The organism is Lysobacterales bacterium (genome assembly GCA_019634735.1).
Classification (GTDB): Bacteria; Pseudomonadota; Gammaproteobacteria; order Xanthomonadales; family UBA2363; genus Pseudofulvimonas.
In genome coordinates, this window is record JAHCAT010000001.1 from 284812 (window position 1) to 304946 (window position 20135).

Genomic DNA, 20135 nt, shown 5'->3' on the forward strand with positions numbered 1-20135 from the left:
GTCACCAACCAGGGAGAATCGCAATGACCAGGTCCACAGGCTCCAGCCACGCTCCCCCCGGTCCCGGCGTGGTGACCCGCGGCGATCGGACGCTGTGGCGGAAACTGACCATCCTGGCCCAGGACCCGAATGTCCGGGTGGCGGGCGAACCGCTGTGGTCCGACGTCACCTTGCCGTGCGAGCCGCTGTTGCCCGGCCCGTGCGGCGCACGCGTCAAGGTGGTCGACTACGACGCCAGCCAGGACCGTCTGTACCTGCCGCTGGAGGGTGGCTATGAGGCGGATGGCCAGCCGCTCGATCCCTACGCCGCCATGCCCGGCGAACATCGCCTGCGCGATCCGCGGTTCCACCAGCAGAACGCCTATGCCGTCGCGATGCGGATCCTGTGCCGGTTCGAGCATGCCCTGGGCCGTCGGGTCAATTTCGGGTTCAACAGCCACCAGCTGCACATCGCGCCGCATGCCTTCGCGGAGGCCAACGCCTACTACTCGCGCGAGAGCCGGTCGCTGTGCTTCGGCTACTTTCCCGACAGCGCCGGCCAGATGGTCTTCACCTGCCTGTCCCACGACATCGTCGCCCACGAGACCGCCCATGCCCTTCTGGACGGGCTCAGGCCCCGTTACATCGACCCGTCCTCGCCCGACCAGGGCGGCTTCCACGAGGGCTTCTCGGACATCATCGCGTTGCTGTCCATCCTGTCCGACCGGCGCATCGTCGAGGCGGTCCTGACCCAGGAGAAGATCATCAGGAAGGGCAGGAAGCTGGTGCCCAAGGGCAAGCTGGAGGCACGGGCGCTGCGGCGATCCACGCTGACCGGCCTGGCCGAGTGCATGGGCTCGCCACTGCCCAACGGTGCCGCCACGGCTCTGCGGCAGTCGGCCAAACTCAGGCCGGATCCAGCCCTGCTGGACGACCCCGGGTTCGCGGAGCCGCACCGCCGGGGCGAGATCCTGGTGGCGGCCGTGCTCAACGCCTTCATCGAGGTCTGGCGCAGCCGGTTGCGCGGACTGGGCGAGATCGAGAAAGGTCACCTGGATGCCGAGCGCGTGGTGGAGGAAGGCGCCACCGCGGCCTCCCACCTGCTGACCATGTGCATCCGCGCGCTCGACTATGCGCCGCCCACCGACCTGCAGTTCGGGGACTACCTCAGTGCCCTGCTGACCGCCGATCGCGAGACCGTCCCGGACGACACCCGCTATGGCTACCGGCACGCCGTGCGGCAGCAGTTCGGCAAGTGGGGAATCGTGGCCACCAGCCGGCCGGACGGAGACGGCTGCTGGGAGTCCTTCTGCCATCCGGTCGACCACGGCAACATCCGCTTCGAGTCCCTGCAACGCAACGCCGACGAGGCCTTTCGCTTCATCTGGCAGAACGCCGCGGCGCTGCGTCTGAACAACGATGCCTACACCCAGGTCACCGGTGTGCGTCCTCTTGCGCGAGTCGCGCCGGATGGCCTGATCGTGCGCGAGACCGTGGTCGATTTCATGCAGATCCTGTCGGTGCGCAGCAACGAACTGGCGCGCCTGGGACTGCGCAAACCGCCGCAGATGCCGGCGTTCAGGGAGGTGCGCCTGTACGGCGGCGCGGTCCTGGTGTTCGACGAGTACGGGCAGCTCAAGTTCAGTGTCGGAAACAGCGTGCTGAACATCGAGCGCCAGCAGCGGCGCCTGGACCATCTTGCCGAGAGCGGCTTCTTCGAGCACCGCTCAGAGGCGGCGTTCAGCCGGGGATTCTTTTCGCGCCTGCACCTGGCGCGTGCCCGCGGACTCTAGGGAGCAGCCAACATGAGCGCACCGGTTTCCATCCGCATCCGCATGTACCAGGTCGGCTTCGGCGACTGCTTCCTGCTCAGCTTCGACTACGCGCCAAGGCCGGCCAGGCACGTGCTGATCGACTGCGGTTCGATGGCCTCGCCCAAGGGTGCGCCCGCCGGCCTGATCATGCGGGTCGCGCGGCACATCGCGGACACGGTGGGCGATGATCCGTTCGCGGTGGTCGCCACCCACCGCCACGCCGACCATGTCTCCGGATTCGATCCCGGTACGAACGGCAAGGGTCCCGGTGCCGTGATCGCCGGGTTGAAGCCGCGCTTCGTGGTCCAGCCCTGGACCGAGGATCCGGCGCTTCCGACCGAGGCCCGTGCCCCGGTGGCCCGCCGCGGCATGGCCCTGCGCCGCAACACGCTCGAGCAGCTCAACGCCGTCGCCGGCCAGGTCGTGGCGCACCACGTGCCGCGCCTGCGCCGCAGCCAGACCACGAAGCGGTTCGCTGCTCAGCTCGATTTCCTGGGTCGGGACAACATCAAGAACCTGCGCGCGGTCGAGAACCTGATGACCATGGCGCCGAACGACTATGTGCATGCCGGCAGGGGTACCCGCCTGACCCGGTTCCTGCCCGGCGTCACGGTCCGCGTGCTCGGTCCACCGACCGTCCGCCAGCATGAAGGCGTTGCCCGCCAGCGTGCGCGGGACAACGAGGAGTTCTGGCACCTGCAGGCGCGCTCGCTCGCCTTCGGGGCAAGGGCCGCGGCTTCCCGGACCGACGCCCTGTTCGGCGGGTACCGGTCTACCAGCGGCGGCGCCGCGCCCACCACGGCACGCTGGCTGGTCAACGCCATGCGTTCCGAGAACGCCGAACAGCTCCTGCAGATCGTGCGCATCCTGGATGCGGCGATGAACAACACCAGCCTGGTCCTGCTGTTCGAGTGCGGCGACCAGAAGCTGCTGTTCCCCGGCGATGCCCAGATCGAGAACTGGCAGTACGCCCTCAAGACCCCGTCCCTGCGCAAGCACCTGGACGACATCTCCGTCTACAAGGTGGGCCACCATGGCAGCCTGAACGCGACCCCGAAGTCGCTGTGGCGGATCTGGTTCCCCGAGGGCAGCGCGGCGCCAGGTGCGGCACGGCGCATGGTGTCCCTGCTATCGACCCTGGAGGGCAAGCACGGCAGCAAGGACAACGACACCGAGGTGCCGCGCGGCAAGCTGGTCAACGCGCTGGACAGGGAGACCCGGCTGCAGACCACCGAATCGCTGGGCGCGGCGCCTTACCACGACGAGGTGCTGGTGCCGGCTTTGGCCTGATCCAGGCAGCCCTTCCAGCCCCGCTGCAAGGTGGATTCCCTGGTGCTTCAGGATGAAAGCGGCAGATGCAGGTGCTTGTGGACAGGTTCGGCGCGGCGGCCGATAGCCAGGGCGCTGGAGGTGGATTGCGCCTGCAAAGCGTTGCCGCCGCGATCATGCATTCCATCGCTGGTGGCGATCACCGGGGAGGCCGCGCGGCCGGCATCGGCACTCCCGGGCGCTCGTCCGGGCTGGTATCCGCCCTGTGCTCGGGTACCTGGTCGGCGCGGTGTCTCAGCTCGCGATCGGGCAGCAGAGCGGAGAGCGGGACGGGCTGGGACCGGCCGTTGGGGTTGGCTCAGCGGAGCGCAATCTGCCCTGCTCACCTTCCGGGAGCAGGGCTGGGGCAGAGGACCGGCGCTTGCCATGGCCTGCATCGTTGCCGTTCCTGGAGTGCACGCTGGCCGGGGAAGCCCTCTGCGCTGCCCCTTCCCCCGCGCGGTGGCAGGGGAGAAGTGTGGTGCCGTCGCAGGGGCGGCACGCGCTTCGCTGGGGGGGCGGCCTGGCTGGGGATGGCTGAGACAGGACACTGCTCAGGACCCCGACAGTGCAGCCGGTTGCTGTCGGCAGGCACGGATGGCGTCAGAATCCCCGGCACTCGGCGTTGCTTGCCGGCCGCCGATCTTTACGAAGGGCACGCCAATGACACGTCCAGCGTCGATCGTCCTGCTCCGCTGCGGATTGGCGCACGCAGTCCTGCTGCAGTTCGCTCTGACGCTGTCCGGGGCGTCGCTGGCTGCGGAGTTCCGTCCCGGCCGCACCGAGGAGCTCCTGGCCAATCCGCACGTCGGATTCATGCTGTGGGGCACCACCACGGGCGCCAGCAACCACTATGGCGCGAGTATCCGCCACGTCTATGTGCCCTGGCGGGAGATCGAGACCAGCGATCAGGTGTTCGACTGGGACGGCTTCGAGCAGCGGCGTCTGCAGCCCTTCCTGACCGCCAATCCGGACACGACCTTCGTGCTCAGGCTGGTGGCGGACTATCCCAACGGCGCCGCCAGCGGCCTGACCACGTACTACAGCGGGGGCCAGAACCAGCGCGATTACCCGCTGTTCCTGGAGCAGCCGCCCCTGAACATCCCCGGCGTCGACTACGCAAGCTGCAATGGCGACGGCCCCGGCAGGACGCCGGACTGGAACCATCCCCGGATGGCGGCGCAGATGGCGGAGCTGGTCGCGGCGATGGCGGCGCGCTACGACGGCCACCCGCGGATCACGGCGATCCAGGTCGGTCTGCTTGGGCTGTGGGGCGAATGGCACCAGTCCGGCTGTCCGCAGAACGCACCCGGTGCGGCGGTCAAGGCGAGCGTCCGGGATGCCTATGCCGCGGCGTTCGGCCAGACGCCGCTGCAGACCCGCTACGCGCGCAACCCGGACGCGGTCGGCGTCGAGTTCGGTTTCCACGAGGACTACTTCCCCTCGTTCACCGCGCTGTGTTCGCGTTTCGTCCCCGCTTTTCCGCGTTGCAGTTCGACCGGCGACTGGAACCTGGAGTGGGCGATGTTGAACGTCACGCCCGCCTCGCAGGACAACTGGCGCAGCGCGCCACTGTCCGGGGAAAGTCCGTTCAGTGACCAGAAGAACACCTGGACCGAACGCACCGCGGACGTCGTCAGCCTGCTGCGTTCGTTCCACTTCAGCTTTCTCGGCCCCGCCGGCAAGCACCAGGAGCCCGGGCATGCCGGTGCGATGAGCCAGATCCGGGCGAATCTGGGCTACCGGCTGCACCTGGACCGTGTCGTGCTGCCCGACGCGCTGGTGCCGGGGGAGCCGTTCTCCCTGACCCTGGAGCTGGGCAATGGCGGAACGGCTCCCTTGTATCACCGCTACCTGCTGGCGATCGACGGCGTCGACAGCGGCGGCGTTGTGCGCTTCAGCCTGCTGTCCGGCGCGGATCTGCGGGATGTGCTGCCTGACCAGGCGCTGCTCGTGGAGGAGGACCATGTGCTGCCGCAGGGCACGCCAGCCGGCGGCTACGCATTGCGTGCCCGCCTGCTGCCCATGGTGCCGGGCAGCACCCCGGTGACCCTGCACAGCAGTCCCCGGGATGCGGCCGGCCGGGTCATCCTTGGCGCGATCGACGTCGGCCTGGCGCCCACCGACCTGATTTTCGCGGACGGCTTCGGCAACTGACCGGGGAGGGCGGATGCGCCCTCCCCGGCGATGGGGCGCCGCGTGGCGCGGCTTCGTTGTCCGGCGGGCGGATCGCGCCGCCCTGTCATGGCCTCCGGCCGTCCCGTCGAGGCGCGCTCAGAAGGTGTATTCGGCGGTCAGGCCCAGCAGGGCCGTTGAGCGCTTGGGTCCAGCGAACTCGAAGCCGGTCTCCGGATCGCGCAGGTCCCCGGTCTTGGCGCGAAAGTAGTCGTAATGAACGCCGACGCTGAGCCGCTCCGTGGCGTTCCATCCGGTACCCAGTCCGCCGTACCAGCTGTTGCGGCCATCCCGGCCGCCGCTGACCAGGCCGAGCTCCTGCCCGACGTTGTTGTAGTAGCGGGCATTGTTGTCGGAGGCCCTGAAGTAGCCGCCACGGGCGCCGACGTACCAGGCGGGGCCGAGATTGAAGCGCGCATTGCCGCCCAGATGCCAGCCGCGCAGCGCGTTCTGGCTTTCGCGCTGGTTGACCGGATCGTCCTCGAAGACGTTGGTGATCCGGATGTTGCCCAGATCGGTGTAGCCGGCCTCCATGCCGATGCCCCAGGCCGGACCGACCTTCCAGCGGTAGCCGGTGGCGACGCCGTAGCCGGTACGGCGACCTTCCGCGCTTCGAAACAGGTTGAAATCGCCGGAGCCGAAGGTGCCCGCCGTGCCACCGTCGGTGCGACCGACATTGCCGGAGGCGAACCAGTGACCCTGGCCGCTGCGCAGGTCCGGACGATAGGAGTCCCCCGACTGGGCGAAGGCGGCCGGCGCGGCCAGCGCGGCGGCCAGGGCGAGGGGGAGGATTCGATGGTTCATGGTTGGCAGGTCTCCTGTTGTGGATGCGGTGCGCTCCGACGGGACAGGCGTTGATCGCCGCAGATCGGCCATTCGGGATCGATCTGGTCTCGTCGGATCGTTCGCACACAGTTCAACGCCGCCTTCCTGAAGCGGCCGAAAACCTTCACCTCATATGCACATCCAGCGTCCAGCCAGGGTTCACCTGGATGAACGCGCCCGGCGCCGGGTTCATGCAAGGGTTGGCAGCTGCGTGCAGGGGCGCTCCGCAGAGCTGGGACGGCGGCCCCGACGAAAGCAGGGCGGCCTTGATCCGGTTGGTTCATGAAGCTGCTACTGCGGCTGCCGTTCCTGGCACCTCGGCGGGGTCCGCGTCCGTTGACCAGTTCGACCTGGTGTCGGCTACGCCCTCACCGTGCGAGGGTCCGCCGCCCGCACCGCGAGGCGATCTCGCCTGCCTCGCAACGCGTGCACATGAACAACCCGGTTCGACCGGGCAGGCGGAGCAGCCGCGCGGTCGCCTGCCGTCAGGGATCGAAACCGTTTGCGAAGATCAGGTCGCCGCCTGCGCTTCGACTGGCCTGGGGTGTATTGCCGTAGGCGCCCAGGTTGATCCGTCCGCCGTTCGGAAGCGGCTCCAGCGAAAACGCGGAGGCAGGGTCGCCGGCATCGATCGCCGGACTGGTGACGAGGTCACTGACCCACCCGCCCGGCGTGTATCGGCCATGCGCCGACCGCAGGTGGTAATCGCCGCCCGCCGGATCGGCGAACAGCGGGTCGGCGAGGAGATTGCCGGTGCCGGCCTGCTGGGTGAGCGAATGCACGATGCTGAAGCTGCCACCGGACAGGGTCAGGAACTCGCGGGTGTTGCCCCACAGGATGGTGTTCCTGAAACTGGCCGTCGAGCCGGCCTCGATCACCACGGCGGCCCCGTCGGGCGCCGTGCCCGGGCAGAGATGGCCGGCGATGGTCAGGTTCTCCATGCTGACGATCGAGGGACCGCCGGGCCCGCCGTCCAGGTAGATGCCGGCACCCGAGCGGCTGCCGGAGGGGCAGCGGTTGGCCACCACGCGGTCGTTGCGCATGGTGCCGGTGGCGCCCTCGTCCCAGAAGATGCCGGCGCCGGTGGTCGGCGCATGGTTGTCGGTGATCAGGTTGCCGATCAGGTCGGCCGAGGCGCCGGCGACCAGGATGCCGCCGCCCCAGCCGTAGCCGACGGTGGCGCCGATCACGTTGCCGGCCACGGTGTTGTGTTGCACCAGGGTGCTGGCCGTGGAGATGTACAGGCCGCCGCCGTGGTCGCTGTGTCCGGTGTTGTCCTCGATGCGGTTGCGCAGCAGCTCGGCGCGGCGACCGACCACGTTGACGCCGGCGCCCTTGCCGGCATGGTTGTCGCGGACCCGGTTGTCCTCGATGCGCACGGTTGCGGTGGCGCCGCCCCAGGCCTGGCTGTCGGCATGGATGCCGCCGCCACGTGAGTCGATGCTGGTGTGGTTGTTGCTGCGGTTGCCCTCGATCAGGTTGTTGGAGACCACCGTGGTGCCGTTGCCGCCCTGGCGTACGTAGACGCCGCCGCCATGGCCGCCGCCGTCCTGCCAGGACGTTCCCAGGCCGCGGCCACCGGTGATGCGGAAGCCGTCGAGTGTGGTGGTCTGGGCGGAGGCGACGTGGAGCTGCACCGCCGGTGCGAGCTGGCCGCCGTCGATGGTGGCGACATGCTGTGCGGCATCACGGGCGGTGAAGTCCGTAGCGAAGCCGCCGAGGAGAGTCAACGGCTTGGCGGCCTGGCTCGCAAGCGAGCCGATGGCGATGTTCTCCAGGTAGGTTCCGCCTGCGACCTGGATGATGTCTCCGGCCTTGGCGGCCGCGATGGCCACCCCGATGCCAGCGTAGGGTGCGGGCGCGGTCCCGGAACCGCCGGGGGGGCTGCCGGCACGCACGCACAGCACTGCGGCCTGAGCCGGCAGGGGTCCGGTGCAGACATGCAGCTGGCCGTTGTCCCGCCACGCGTCGGAGGCGTGAGCGGCACGCTGCGCCAGCGCGCCCGGGAGGACCAGGAAGAGCAGGGCAGCAGCGCCTGTGCGTCGTGTGATCACCCGATCCTCCTGCAACGGTGGGACGGACGTCACCCGAGGAGGCCCGCAGCCGGCAGTCTAGTCCCTGGCGGATGCCTCATGCCCGCGACACCGATGACCGCCCCGCCGGTCCGCTCCTGGGACGATTCCTGCCGGCCAGTGCGCGATGCCGCCAGGCGTGCAGGTTCGAGTACGGCGTCCGGCCATCCGGCCGGACGCCGTTGCGGCCTCAGCAGGACTGGAAGCTGAGCCGCACGGGCAGGGAGTTCGAGACGATGTCGTACACCGGCGAGAAGGCGGCAAGTTCCCGCAACTGGTCCGGACTGGCGGCACCGGCCACCTTCATGTGCACGCGCACCTCGCTGAAGCCTCTGCGGACCTCGTCGGAAATCCCCAGGAACCCACGCAGGTCGAGGTCGCCTTCCAGCGAGGATTCGATCGAGCCGATCTCGATGCCGCGGGCCGCGGCGTGGTACGCCAGCGTGGTGGTCAGGCACGCCGCCAGGGCGTGCAGCACGAACTCGACCGGGTTGGCGGCCCGGTCTTCGCCAAGCAGGATGGGCGGCTCGTCGGCGTCGAGCACGAACGGCGCCTGGCGGCTTGCGTCTTCCTTGCCACATCCGTAGAAGGAGCGGATGCTGGAGCGGTTGTGGCCTCCAGAGCGCCAGGCGTTGTCGGCACGAAAGCGGAACGCGCCAAGGGCTGGGTCGGCCCTGACGGTGTCGATGGTGTCGAACAACGCGGTGACATTGACGCCGTTGCGGCGGATATCGGACTGGGAAGCGGTGGTTTGCAGGGTCATGGCAGGCCTCGTCGGGTTGCGGGGTGACCGGCCACCCAGGTGCGGGGAACCGGCGTGACTGCAGGTTAGGCGGCGAGCAACACGGCCAGAAGCGGCAATCCGGTCAATATCGGTTCATTCGTGCCACTTTCGGAGAGGCAAATGTCCGAGCCCATCGAGGTGCTTGTCCTGGCGATTCCGGAGACAGCGGGGTCGGCGCTCTATGGCATGGTCGACGTGCTGTCGGCGGCCGGAACGATCTGGCAGACGCTGGCAGGCACGGCACCTGGCCATCCCCTGTTCCGGGTGCGAGTCGTGTCGCCATCGCGGGCGGCGTTCCGGTGCGGCCATGGCATTCCGGTGACGCCGGACCTGGCACTGGAGGACGATCCGGCGGCGGCGATCGTCATCGTTCCGGAGATCTGGCTCGCTCCCGAGGACTCGCTGGCGGGTCGCCATGGGGCGATGATGGAGTGGCTGCGTCGTCGCCATCTCGCTGGCACGGCCCTCTACTCGGCATGCTCGGGTGCCATCCTGCTGGCCGAGGCCGGTCTGCTCGATGGCTGCGACGCGACCTCGCACTGGGGTTACGAAGGTCTGTTCCGGCGCGACTACCCGAAGGTGCGCTTCCGGCCGGAACCCAACCTGGCCTTCGCCGATCCGGTCGGACGCATCGTTACCGCCGGGGGCACCACGTCCTGGCACGACCTGGCCCTGCACATCATCGCCCGCCACGGCAGCCCGGCAGAGGCCATGCGGATCGCCCAGGTCTACCTCCTGAAGTGGCATGCGGAAGGGCAGCTTCCCTATACCGCGCTGGTGCGGCGGGGCCCTCATGGCGACGCGGTGGTCCGGCGCTGCGAGGACTGGCTGGATGCGCACTGCCTGGAGCCCGGCGCGGTGGAGCGCGTGGTGCGGGAATCGGGCGTCCCCGAGCGAACCCTGAAGCGGCGCTTCAAGGCGGCAACCGGCAGTTCGATCATCGAGCGCCTGCAGGACCTGCGCATCGAGCGGGCGAAGCGCCTGCTGGAATCGGGCGAAGGCTCCATCGACGGCATCAGCGCGGCCGTAGGCTACGAGGATGCCTCGTTCTTCCGGCGACTGTTCAGGCGCCGCACCGGGGTCGGCCCCGGCGACTACCGGCGCATGTTCCGTCCGGTACTCGAGGCAGGTGCAGACCAGGCTGCCGCCACACCCGGGCGTTGACGGCCGATCTGCAAGGACGGGGGTCGCGCGCGATCGGGCTCGGAGCGACCGGCGGAACGAACCGGCCGGCGCGAGCTGGGCGGCAGCGCGCGGTGGGCGGGAGCGGAGGGGCAGGGCGCGCCATACCGGTCTCCGGGGTTTCGTTCAGCACGCCCTTGGCACAGTCCCGGATCATCCATCGTCCGGAGACCGACATGCACAAGAATCAGCGCATCGCCATTCTCGCCACCCATGGTTTCGAACAGTCCGAGCTGGTCGAGCCCCGCGACGCCCTGCGCAAGGCCGGTTTCAAGGTCGATGTCGTGTCGCCGGAAGCGGGACGGATCCGCGGCTGGCAGGGCAAGGACTGGGGCGAGCCCGTGGCGGTCGACGTCGAACTGGCGAACGCTGCGGCGGCCGATTACGCCGCCCTCATCCTGCCCGGGGGCGTGATCAACCCCGACCGCCTTCGCGGCGACGCGACGGCGATCGATTTCATCCGCCACTTCGACGCCGAGGGCAAGCCGCTCGCCGCCATCTGCCACGGTCCGTGGCTGCTGGTCGAGGCCGGCGTCGCCAAGGACCGCGAAATGACTTCGTACGCGTCGATCCGCACCGATGTCAGCAACGCCGGTGCCCGATGGCGGGATGCCGAGGTGGTGGTGGACGGCCACGTGATCACCAGCCGCATGCCGGACGACCTGCCGGCGTTCATCGATGCAGTGATCCAGGCCCTCGGCGACTGAAGTCGGCCGCCCCGTCAACCGCCCAGGACGAAGACCGGCTCGAAACCGCCGAAGATCATCCGCATGCCGTCGAACGGCATCGGGTTGGTCTTCGGGTCCATGCGCGGGTCCTCCATCATCTTCGCCATGCCGGCATCCCGGGTGGCCTTGTCGGGCCATTCGATCCAGGAGAACACGACGGTCTCGTCGTCCCGGGCCTGCACGGCGCGCTGGAAGTCGGTCTGCTTGCCGGCCGGAACGTCATCGCCCCAGCACTCGACGACGCGGGTGGCGCCGTACTCCACGAAGACCGGGTCGAACCGGCGGGCGTGCTCGATGAATGCCTGCTTGTTGGCGGTCGGTACCGCGATGACGAAGCCATCGATGTAGGACATTGCACACTCCATACCGGGAAACTGCGTCAATGCTAGCAGGCTGTTGAAAGACAGCCTGCCAGCCGCGCCCATGGATGGCCGCTCGGCGAAGCAAGTGCGTAAGCAGTTGATTCGACGGGAGCCCGTCCGGACCTGCGCCGGACGGGCGACTTGGAAAACGACCAGGAAGGTCGTTTTCCAACAAGCTGCCAGCGCTGCAGCGTCCCTGGCTCAGGCCCGGCGGCGTGCGGCCAGCCAGCGGTCCAGTTGCGCGGCGAAGGCCTGGCGGTCGCGGGCATGGAATGCTGCGGGACCGCCGGTCTGGACGCCAGCGCCGCGCAGTTCGTCCATGAAGTTGCGTATCGACAGCCGCTCGGCGATGTTCTCGCGCGTGAAGCGCTCGCCGCGCGGGGTGATCGCCTCGGCACCGCGTTCCAGCACCCGCGCGGCCAGCGGGATGTCCTGGGTCACCACCAGGTCGCCCGGCTGTGCCCGTTCGGCAATGGCATCATCGGCCACATCAAAGCCCCCCGAGACCTGCAGGGCGCGGACATGTCGGGATGGCGGCGTACGCAGCCACTGGTTTGCGACCAGGGTGACCGGCACCCCGGTGCGTTCCGCGGCACGGAACAGGATGTCCCTCACGACGCCGGGGCAGGCGTCGGCGTCGACCCAGATCTGCGGGCCGAGCGGGGACGGGTCGCTCATTCGTTGACGGGCGTGGGCTCCGGCGTGGCTTCCTTGGCGGCCTCGCGCTCGGCGCGCTTGCGCGCGTCCTTCTCATCCTTCTTCTTCTGCTTGGCCAGCTCGCGCTGACGCTTTTCGAACGAATAATTCGGCTTGGCCATGGTTGCTCGCTGGGTGGATGGGAGCAGTGTACGGAAAACGCGACGGCACGTCCCAACCGCGTGTTTCGCCAGTCCGCCAGTTCCGGGCGGCGGGCAAGGCGGCGTCTGGGCTGGAGACGGCAGGGGCGTGCCGGGCATTTCCTGAGCCGCGCCCGTTCGGATCCGCCCCCGGAGGGCACCGACCGGCACTCCTGGACACCCCCCGAGGAAATGGATGCCTGCGCTATGATCGGCGCGACTGCTGGGGGGTGGAGGATGCGGGGGACTCGGGGCGGCTTGCTCGTGCTGCTGGCGGCGCTGGTTCCGCCAGCGGCAGCCGACAGCCTGGCCGGTCGCATCGAGCTGTTCGCCGAGCAGCGCGCGCTGCGTGCCGAGGAGGCCCGGGAGGCCATCGTCTATTTCCGGCCACGGACGCCGGTGGCGGTGGTGCCGATGCCGGAGGTCACCGTCATGACCACCCGCCGCAAGCGCTTCCAGCCGCGCACGCTCGCCATCACGGTCGGCAGCCGGGTGCGCTTTCCCAACGAGGATCCGATCCTGCACAACGTGTTCTCGACCTCGGCGGGCAATGCATTCGATGTCGGCTTGCTCGGCGTCGGCGAGCACGGTGAGGTCGTGTTCGACCGTGCGGGCTACGTGCGCATCTACTGCAACGTGCACCACGCGATGGTCGGGCACCTGCTGGTACTGGATACGCCGTTCTTCACCCGGCCGGATGCCCAGGGGGGGTTCCGTCTGGACGGCCTGCCGCCCGGGCCTGGCGAACTGGTGGTCTGGCACGATCGCGCGCGACCCTGGCGGCAGCCGGCCACGCCGGGGCAGGCATCGCAGTCGCTGGCGGTGCGTATGGAGCTCTCGCAGCGTCGGGTTCCGCCACACATGAACAAGTTCGGTCGCCCCTACGAGACCACCCCGCGGAGCGGCTACTGATGGCCGGCCTGCCGGTACCGCCCCTGTGGCTGCGCATCTTCCTGCTCAGTGCCGCACTGGTGGTGCTGGTCGCCGCCACGGCGCTGGCGGTTGCCTGGCGACAGGGTGCGCGCATCGCCGGACAGGAGCTGTCGCGGGCGCTGGCCACCAGCATCGCCGTGCAGCGCGAGTTCGAGCAGCGCCGCCTGGAGCAGCTGGAGTTCATGGTCCAGCAGTTCGCCGCCGATGCCAGCCTGGTCACCTATATCGCCGATGCCGGTGCGCTGGCGTTCGGCCTGGACGGCCAGGCGGCGTCCGGCGGCCTGTCGATCCGCGATCTCCTGCTGGAGCGACGCGAGGTCCACGATTTCGACCTGGCCATCGTCCTGGACGAAGGCGCGGTGGTCCTGGCCCGCACCGACAGTTCCGAGTTCTTCGCAGAGGACCTGCGCGACGACCCGCTGGTTGGCGCGGCGCACGACGCGCTGACGCCCTACAGCGGCTATTGGCGCCTGGACGATGCCCTGTACCAGGCGGCCATCGTGCCGCTGCAGCAGGATCGCGACCTGGTGGGGTTCCTGCTGCTGGCAGTGCGCGTCGACGACGCCTTTGCCAGCCGCATCGCCGGGGTGAGCGGCGCCCAGATCGCCTTCCTGCTCGACGCACCACCCGGACGGGTGATCGCCTCGTCCCTGGCGCCGGAGGTCGCTGCCGGCCTGCCGGCGGCGCTGGCCCAGGCGACACCCGGCGGCGATGCCACCGGTGGACCAGACCGCCTCGAACTGCAGCTGGGCGAGCACCCCTGGATGGGTCGCCTGATGGCCACGGCGGGGGACGCCCAGCCGGCGCTCGGTCAGGTGCTGACGCTGGCCTCTTCGCGCGCGGCGACCGCCGCCTTCCGGCAGTTCCAGGATTCGGTGCTGCTGGCGGGCCTCGCATCCCTGGCGCTGGCCCTGTTGCTGTCCCTGCTGCTGTCGAAGGGCGTGCTGCGACCCTTGCGCCGGTTGGCCGAAGCCACCGAGTCGGCCGCCGCAGGCAACTATCGCGCCGAGGTCGCCGTGGGCGGCCGCGACGAACTCGGCCGGCTGTCGCGTGGCATCGACAGCCTGCTGGCCAGTCTTCGCGAGAAGAGCGATATCGAAAGCTACCTGGGCGACCTGGCACGCGCGCTTCCGGAAGGCGGCGATGCGCCGTCGAACCTGCCGACGACCCGGGCCGTGCCGCGAACCCTGGAGGCGGTGCTGCTTGCCGTGCGACTGCCGACGGTCGACGAGGACGATCGACCCGAGAAGGTGTTCGCCCTGGACCAGGAGGGGGTGAACGCGGCGCTCGCAAGCGCACCGGGTGCCCTGGTCGCCATCGATGGCGTGCACGTGCTGATGGCCTGCCCCGGCGAGGATGGACTCGATTCTGCGCTGCGGGCCCTGGCTGCCCTGCGGCAACGCTGGACCGCCGGGCGGACTGCGGCGGTGCTGCATGTCGGTCGTGTCCTGCATGGCGATCTCAGGCTCACGGGAGCCTCGGCGTTGCCGGTGGTGGCAGGCCCGGCCGCGGAGCTGGCCGGCCGGCTGCTGTCGCAGGTCGCCGCGGGCGGCCTGCTGCTCACGCCAGCCGCCGCCGCGCGATGCCGGACCGGGCTGGGCGCGGCCGCGGTGGTGGTGGCGCGCGGTCCAGGCGGCGCACCCTTCCTCAGCCTGCGCCCACAGGCCTTGCCCAGCCCCGCCGCGCCGGTCCCGGTATCGCCAGGCGACCAGGCAGCACCCGTAGATGGCCCGGTGGCGGGTTCGGGCAGCGTGCTGGGCCACCGTTACCAGGTGATTTCCCTGCTCGGCAGCGGCGGCATGGGGGCCGTGTACAAGGTGCGCGACCTCGAACTGGACGAGGTGATCGCGTTGAAGATGCTGCGCGCCGATGTCGCACCGGACGCCACGCAGCGCGAACGGCTGAAGGACGAGATCCGGCTGGCGCGCCGGATCACGCACGGCAACGTGCTGCGCACCTTCGACTATGTCGAGATCGACGGTGGCCCGTGCATCTCGATGGAGTTCGTGCGCGGCATGACCCTGCGCTACCTGCTTTCCGCGAGCGGGCGAATTCCGCCCTCGGCAGGCTTGCGCATCGCCCGGCAACTGGCCGCCGGTCTGGTTGCCGCCCATGCGGTGGGCGTACTGCACCGGGACATCAAGCCGGAAAACATCATTCTTGAGACCAGCGGCAACGCGAAGCTGATGGATTTCGGCATTGCCCGTCCGGTGCAGCGGCAGGGGCAGGGACACACCGAGATCGGCAGCTTCGTCGGCACGCCGCGCTACGCCGCGCCCGAGCAGATGGCCGGCGATGCGGTGGGACCCCAGGCCGACATCTATGCCCTGGGGGTCGTGATGTGCGAGATGTTCGGCGGGCACCTGCCCCATGAGGCGGCGAACACCATGGATCTCTACGTGGCCAAGATGCGCGAGCAGCCGGTACCGCCCTCGGCGCGCGGCATCGCGCTGCCGGCGGGTCTGGAGGCGATCGTGCTGCGCTGCCTGGCGCTGCATCCGGACGACCGGTTCGGATCCGCCCAGGCCCTCCAGCAGGCGCTTGCCGGGGTCCGCGCATGAGCGCCCCTGGTACCGGGTTTGGGCGGCTACGTGCGCTCCAGGTGCTCGCGCTGGCTGCGTTCTCGGCGGTGGCCATGGGCCAGGACCCCTTCGATCCGCTGGCCGACGTCGAGGAGGAACGGCGTTGGTCCTGGCGGGGCGACCTGCAGGTGCGCGGCGAGCACACATCGGGCCTGCCCAACGAGCGCGCCGACCTGGAGCGCCTGCGCGGTCGGCTCCGGTTCGGCATCGAGGGCTGGCTGGGCGAGCGGCTCGAGATGGCGGCCAGCGCAAGGCTGCTGGCCGGCAGCACCGGCAATGATCGGACGCGGGTGAACAACGACAACGAGCGCAGCCGCGCCTTCGGCCTCGACCGCCTGGTGCTGCGCTGGCGACTGGGCGAGCACACCCGGGCGACGCTGGGCAAGGATGCGCTGGCGCTGACGCTCACGCCGCTGCTTTGGGACCCCGACCTGCGACCCGCGGGCCTGGCGATCGACCATGCCGTGGCGCTTGGGGACTTCGATCGCCTCAGCCTGGTCGGCGGCCACTGGGCCGGGCAGCACCTTTTCGGCGACGATTCGCGCCTCAGTGCGGTCCAGATCGCCTGGCACGGGCGCGAAGGCGCGCCAGCCAGCGCCTCGGTCCACCTGGCCCTGCTCGATTTCGATCGCCTGGAGACCCTGACGCGCAATGGCCTGGCGCGCACCAACCGGGTGGCCGGCGGCCGCCTGGTCAGCGACTACCGCCTGCTCGACCTGCTGCTGGAAGGCCGGGTCCGCATCGCCGACCGACCGCTGCGCGCGCGGCTCGACCTGGTCCGCAACCTCGGCGCCGACGATCTGCGCGATGGCGCACGCTTCGACCTGAACCTGGGCGACGCCACGGCGCCTGGCGGATGGGAGCTGGGCTGGGCGGTGCAGCGCTTCCAGCGCGATGCCGTGATGGCCGCTTTCAGCGACGACGACTGGTGGTTCCACAGCTTTGCCCGTGGCCACGCCCTCTGGTACACGTATGCCTTCGACGCGCGCTGGCGACTGCGGCTGAGCGGATTCCGAGAGACCCGCGACGGCCTGGACCGGGCCACCCATCGTGTGCTGCTCGACCTGGAGTCGCGCTGGTAGCGGCAGGGCACGGACCAGGCCGCATCGGGCACGTACGACGCGCAGGCGCGGCCCTGTCGCGACCACCTCGAACGCGAGCAGGACATGAAGACCCCGATCAGCCTGCCGAAGGACGACCGACCCGGTCGCCGCACACGTCCCTCCGGCGCAGGACCTGAGCGGTTTCCGGCTGTTCGACCGCCCGCGCAGCCGCCTTGTCGGGAGGGGCTGCATGGCCGCCGCCATCCTGCTGTCCTTGGATTGCCTGTCGTGGTCCTGCGCGTTTTCGCGGCGATCCTCCTGTTCCTGCCCGGCGCGCTGCTGCACGCGCAGTCGGCGACCACGCCCGGGGCGGTCAGCCTGCCCGAGCCGACCCTGAATCATCTGAGCATCGTCTGGGCGATCGGCGGCGACGACAACGCCAATGGCCAGGTGACTGTGCGGTTTCGTGCGCAGGGCGCCGCGCAGTGGCGGCCAGGCCTGCCACTGCGGCGGGTCCCGGCTGGCAGCGGCAGCGGCTTCAGTTGGGGCAACCGGCACGCCGGCAGCCTGTTCGGCCTGCAGCCCAATACCGACTACGAGATCGAGCTCACCCTCAGCGACCCGGATGGCGGCAGTGCGCAACACGTGGTCGGCGCCCGTACCCGACCGGTACCGGTGCCTGGCACGGGCAGCGTGCATACAGCCACGCCGGCCAGCCTGGCGACCGTGCTCGGCCAGGCGCAGCCCGGCGACATCGTCGAGCTGACCACCGGCAGCTATCCCGGTTTCGTGCTCGGTCGCAGCGGAACCGCCGGCCAACCCCTGACCCTGCGCGGCTTGCCGGGATCCCGTATCGATGGCGAACTCGGGCTGTTCTCGCGGCAGCACGTGCTGCTCCAGGACCTGACCGTCCACGGCCGGATCCGCTTCAACGCCTCCGACGACATCAGCATCATCGGCAGCACGGTGCACGCATCGGCGACCCAGTTCAACGGCGATGGCATCGTCTGCCTCGCGCGATGCGCGCGCGCCTACATCGCCGACAACACGGTGATCGGCACCACGGCCTGGACGGAGGCGGCCTTCGGCAGCAATGGCGTCAACCGGGGCGAGGGCATCGCGGTCACCGGGCCGGGCCATGTCATCGTGCGCAACACGGTGCGCGGGTTCCGGGACGGCATCTCCTTCCTGGAGGAGACGCAGGCGGTCGACCAGTACAGCATCGATGTGCTGGACAACGAGGTCGGCGAATCCGCCGACGACGGCATCGAGGCGGACTTCTGCCAGCACAACTGCCGGATCGTCGGCAACCGGTTGACCAACAGCTTCATCGCGTTTTCCTCGCAACCCTCGCTGGGCGGACCGACCTGGTTCATCCGGAACAGCGCCTGGAACGTCGTCCACATCCCGTTCAAGCTGTATCGCGGCAGCGTCGGCGACGTGCTTTTGCACAACACCATCGTCAAGACCGGCGACGGCTTCAACGCCTACCCGGGCACGCCGATCGCCCGCGCCTACGCACGAAACAACCTGTTCCTTGGTGGCGAGGCCGGCACCTGGAACGGTTACTCGAGCGGCAGCGGCCGGGTGGTCGACCTGCAGTCCCTGCAGACCGTCAACTCCTCGCTCAACTTCAACGGCTACGGCACCACGCGCAGCGATTTCCGTGGCCGCATCGGCGCTGCGAGTTTCGAATCGCTCGCGCAGATGCGGAGCAACACCAGCGAGACCCAGGGTCAGCAGGTCGACATGACGGTGTTCGAGAACGTGCCAGCATTTCCCCAGAACCCCCTGGTTCAGTACCTGCCGGTCTCGCTGGTGCTGGCCGACGACCCGCGCGTGGTCGACGTCGGCGAGGTCCTGCCGAACATCAACGACGACCATGTCGGCGCGGGTCCTGACCTGGGTGCGTTCGAACGGCACGCCGGTCCGCCGTCAGACCGCATCTGGTGCGACGGTTTCGAGCTGCCGCCCTGCGGCTGAGCGTGGGGGCGCTGGCACCGGCCCGCGCAGGTCGTGCATCCACGCGGCTGTGCGTCGATCGGCTGATATCCTCGTGTCATTCACGGCCCTAGGCCGGTTTCGGGAGTCCATTCATGGGAACGATCTCATCGAGGTTTCTGGCCTGCGGACTGGGGTGCCTGCTGATGCTCGCCGGCTGCATCACCTTGCCCAGAGTCGACGAGGCGCTGCAGACCCTGCGCGCGACGCCGTCCTGCTGCAGCGGACTGGATCGGCTCCCCTACCAGTTCCTTCCGGTGGGCCATGCGCGCACCCATGAGATCGATCGCGCCAGTCCCGCCTTCCAGTTTCCAGAGGGCAAGAGCTACTTTCTGGCGTTCCGGATCGCCGAGCCGGACAAGGCCCTTCGGCTCTACGTGGGCAGCTACTACGCAGGCGACATCTTCATGCCCATGCTGACACTGCTCGACGAGCGGTTCGACGTGGTGCGCCAGGTGCAAGCGGGTGAATTCCAGCGGGTCGAGGCGCGCGGCCGGTATCAATTCGGCAACACGCTGCAACTGGAGCCGGGCGACAGCGTGCGATACCTCATCGTCCATACCCCATCGAATGAGTTGGGCCGGTTCCACGATACGCCCACGGTGGGCACGGGGGTCATGGCGGGTGGCGTGGTCGCCATGAGCGGTGGGGGCGCAATGCGGCGCAATCACAGCCCGTTCGGCAAGATCCGTGTCGAGCTGTCCGATCGATAGATGCCCGTTCGGATCGGATCAGGACGTTCCTATCGACGACTCAAGTGTGGTGATCCCGGGCTTGCCTCGACAGGAGCGTTAGCCACGGCTATCGCGATGGTCCTGAGCCATCGGGCAGGCGCTGTCGACCCCGGGGGGAGGCTGTGCCCGCTGCCCGCCGACTCGACCTGAATCGCGGGTCACCACGTGCCGGCAAACATCGCCACACTCATCCCGGGTACAGGGCGGTCAGGACGACACTGGCGAAAACTGTTCAGGAGTCGCGCCATGTCCGACATCGCAGTGACGGGAGAGGCATCCAACAGCAAGCTGGTCGCGGTCTTCGATCATCAGGAGTCGGCCCGCGCAGCGGCTGCTTCGGCGGTCGCCCGCCTGTCCCTTCAGCAGGCACAGGTTCGGGTGCTGGCACCCGGGGCCACGGATGTCGGCATCCAGTTGGAACCGGAGGGCGGCGGAATCCGGCGCACCATCGTCGTCGCGCACGTCTGGCTGGGACTTGCCGGCATGGTTGCCGGCGGCCTGCTGTTCGTGCTGCTGATCGTCGGCGGGGTCGCCTTCGTGGTCGAGTCGCCGTGGGCGGCGGGCCTGGCCATGGTTGGCTTCGGCGGCATCGCCGGTTTGCTGTTGGGCGGGCTGGTCTCCCTGCGTCCGGATCACGATCCCTACATTCATGCGACCCGCGACGCACTCGCGGCGGGTCGTACCGCGGTCGTGGTGCATGCGCTATCGGCCCGGCAGCGCACGGCTGCAGCGGAATGCCTGGCCGCCCTGGGCGGCAAGGTGACGCAGACCCTCTGA

17 protein-coding genes are annotated in these 20135 nt (G+C 69.3%); 11 read left to right on the top strand and 6 right to left on the bottom strand.

Annotated elements, in window-relative coordinates:
• The first annotated feature begins 23 nt into the window (after positions 1-23).
• The 3 genes from KF823_01125 (at position 24) to KF823_01135 (ending at position 5258) form a co-directional block, all read left to right on the top strand.
• Entirely contained in the window at positions 24-1772 is a 1749-nt protein-coding gene (locus KF823_01125) for a hypothetical protein (GenBank protein MBX3724504.1), read from the top strand.
• A gap of 12 nt (positions 1773-1784) precedes the next feature.
• Positions 1785-3083: a hypothetical protein gene (locus KF823_01130; protein MBX3724505.1), complete on the top strand. Its 1299-nt coding sequence runs from the start codon at positions 1785-1787 to the stop codon at positions 3081-3083.
• 681 nt (positions 3084-3764) lie between these two features.
• Entirely contained in the window at positions 3765-5258 is a 1494-nt protein-coding gene (locus KF823_01135; GenBank protein MBX3724506.1) for a DUF4832 domain-containing protein, read from the top strand.
• 117 nt (positions 5259-5375) lie between these two features.
• Here KF823_01135 and KF823_01140 read toward each other — a convergent pair whose 3' ends face one another.
• The 3 genes from KF823_01140 to KF823_01150 form a co-directional block, all read right to left on the bottom strand.
• On the bottom strand, positions 5376-6080 hold the full coding sequence (locus KF823_01140; GenBank protein MBX3724507.1) for an outer membrane beta-barrel protein: 705 nt from the start codon (positions 6078-6080) through the stop codon (positions 5376-5378).
• Between the two features lie 506 nt (positions 6081-6586).
• Entirely contained in the window at positions 6587-8155 is a 1569-nt protein-coding gene (locus KF823_01145; GenBank protein ID MBX3724508.1) for a hypothetical protein, read from the bottom strand.
• Between the two features lie 208 nt (positions 8156-8363).
• The gene (locus KF823_01150) at positions 8364-8936 is read right to left on the bottom strand and encodes an OsmC family protein (protein ID MBX3724509.1); all 573 of its coding nucleotides are present in this window, start codon (positions 8934-8936) and stop codon (positions 8364-8366) included.
• 141 nt (positions 8937-9077) lie between these two features.
• Between KF823_01150 and KF823_01155 the strand changes: the two genes are divergently transcribed.
• Positions 9078-10121, top strand: a complete 1044-nt coding sequence (locus tag KF823_01155; GenBank protein MBX3724510.1) for a helix-turn-helix domain-containing protein — start codon at positions 9078-9080, stop codon at positions 10119-10121.
• A 194-nt stretch (positions 10122-10315) separates the two neighbouring features.
• On the top strand, positions 10316-10846 hold the full coding sequence (locus tag KF823_01160; protein ID MBX3724511.1) for a type 1 glutamine amidotransferase: 531 nt from the start codon (positions 10316-10318) through the stop codon (positions 10844-10846).
• A 14-nt stretch (positions 10847-10860) separates the two neighbouring features.
• Here KF823_01160 and KF823_01165 read toward each other — a convergent pair whose 3' ends face one another.
• From KF823_01165 to KF823_01175, 3 genes are all read right to left on the bottom strand, one after another.
• The gene (locus tag KF823_01165) at positions 10861-11220 is read right to left on the bottom strand and encodes a DUF1428 domain-containing protein (GenBank protein ID MBX3724512.1); all 360 of its coding nucleotides are present in this window, start codon (positions 11218-11220) and stop codon (positions 10861-10863) included.
• 210 nt (positions 11221-11430) lie between these two features.
• Positions 11431-11907, bottom strand: coding sequence for a YaiI/YqxD family protein (locus tag KF823_01170; protein ID MBX3724513.1), 477 nt, complete (start codon positions 11905-11907; stop codon positions 11431-11433).
• On the bottom strand, positions 11904-12047 hold the full coding sequence (locus tag KF823_01175) for a hypothetical protein (protein ID MBX3724514.1): 144 nt from the start codon (positions 12045-12047) through the stop codon (positions 11904-11906). Before KF823_01175 ends, KF823_01170 begins: the two co-directional genes overlap by 4 nt.
• A 276-nt stretch (positions 12048-12323) precedes the next feature.
• Between KF823_01175 and KF823_01180 the strand changes: the two genes are divergently transcribed.
• The 6 genes from KF823_01180 (at position 12324) to KF823_01205 (ending at position 20135) form a co-directional block, all read left to right on the top strand.
• On the top strand, positions 12324-12977 hold the full coding sequence (locus KF823_01180) for a hypothetical protein (GenBank protein ID MBX3724515.1): 654 nt from the start codon (positions 12324-12326) through the stop codon (positions 12975-12977).
• Complete coding sequence (locus KF823_01185; GenBank protein ID MBX3724516.1) at positions 12977-15559, top strand: protein kinase; 2583 nt, start codon at positions 12977-12979, stop codon at positions 15557-15559. Before KF823_01180 ends, KF823_01185 begins: the two co-directional genes overlap by 1 nt.
• A complete protein-coding gene (locus tag KF823_01190) occupies positions 15556-16662 on the top strand; it encodes a putative porin (protein MBX3724517.1) in 1107 nt (368 codons plus the stop codon). The genes KF823_01185 and KF823_01190 overlap by 4 nt, the downstream gene beginning before the upstream one ends.
• 249 nt (positions 16663-16911) lie before the next feature.
• The gene (locus tag KF823_01195) at positions 16912-18606 is read left to right on the top strand and encodes a hypothetical protein (GenBank protein ID MBX3724518.1); all 1695 of its coding nucleotides are present in this window, start codon (positions 16912-16914) and stop codon (positions 18604-18606) included.
• A gap of 113 nt (positions 18607-18719) precedes the next feature.
• On the top strand, positions 18720-19337 hold the full coding sequence (locus KF823_01200; GenBank protein ID MBX3724519.1) for a hypothetical protein: 618 nt from the start codon (positions 18720-18722) through the stop codon (positions 19335-19337).
• 267 nt (positions 19338-19604) lie between these two features.
• Positions 19605-20135 (top strand): hypothetical protein, encoded by a 531-nt coding sequence (locus KF823_01205; GenBank protein ID MBX3724520.1) that lies wholly within the window; start codon positions 19605-19607, stop codon positions 20133-20135.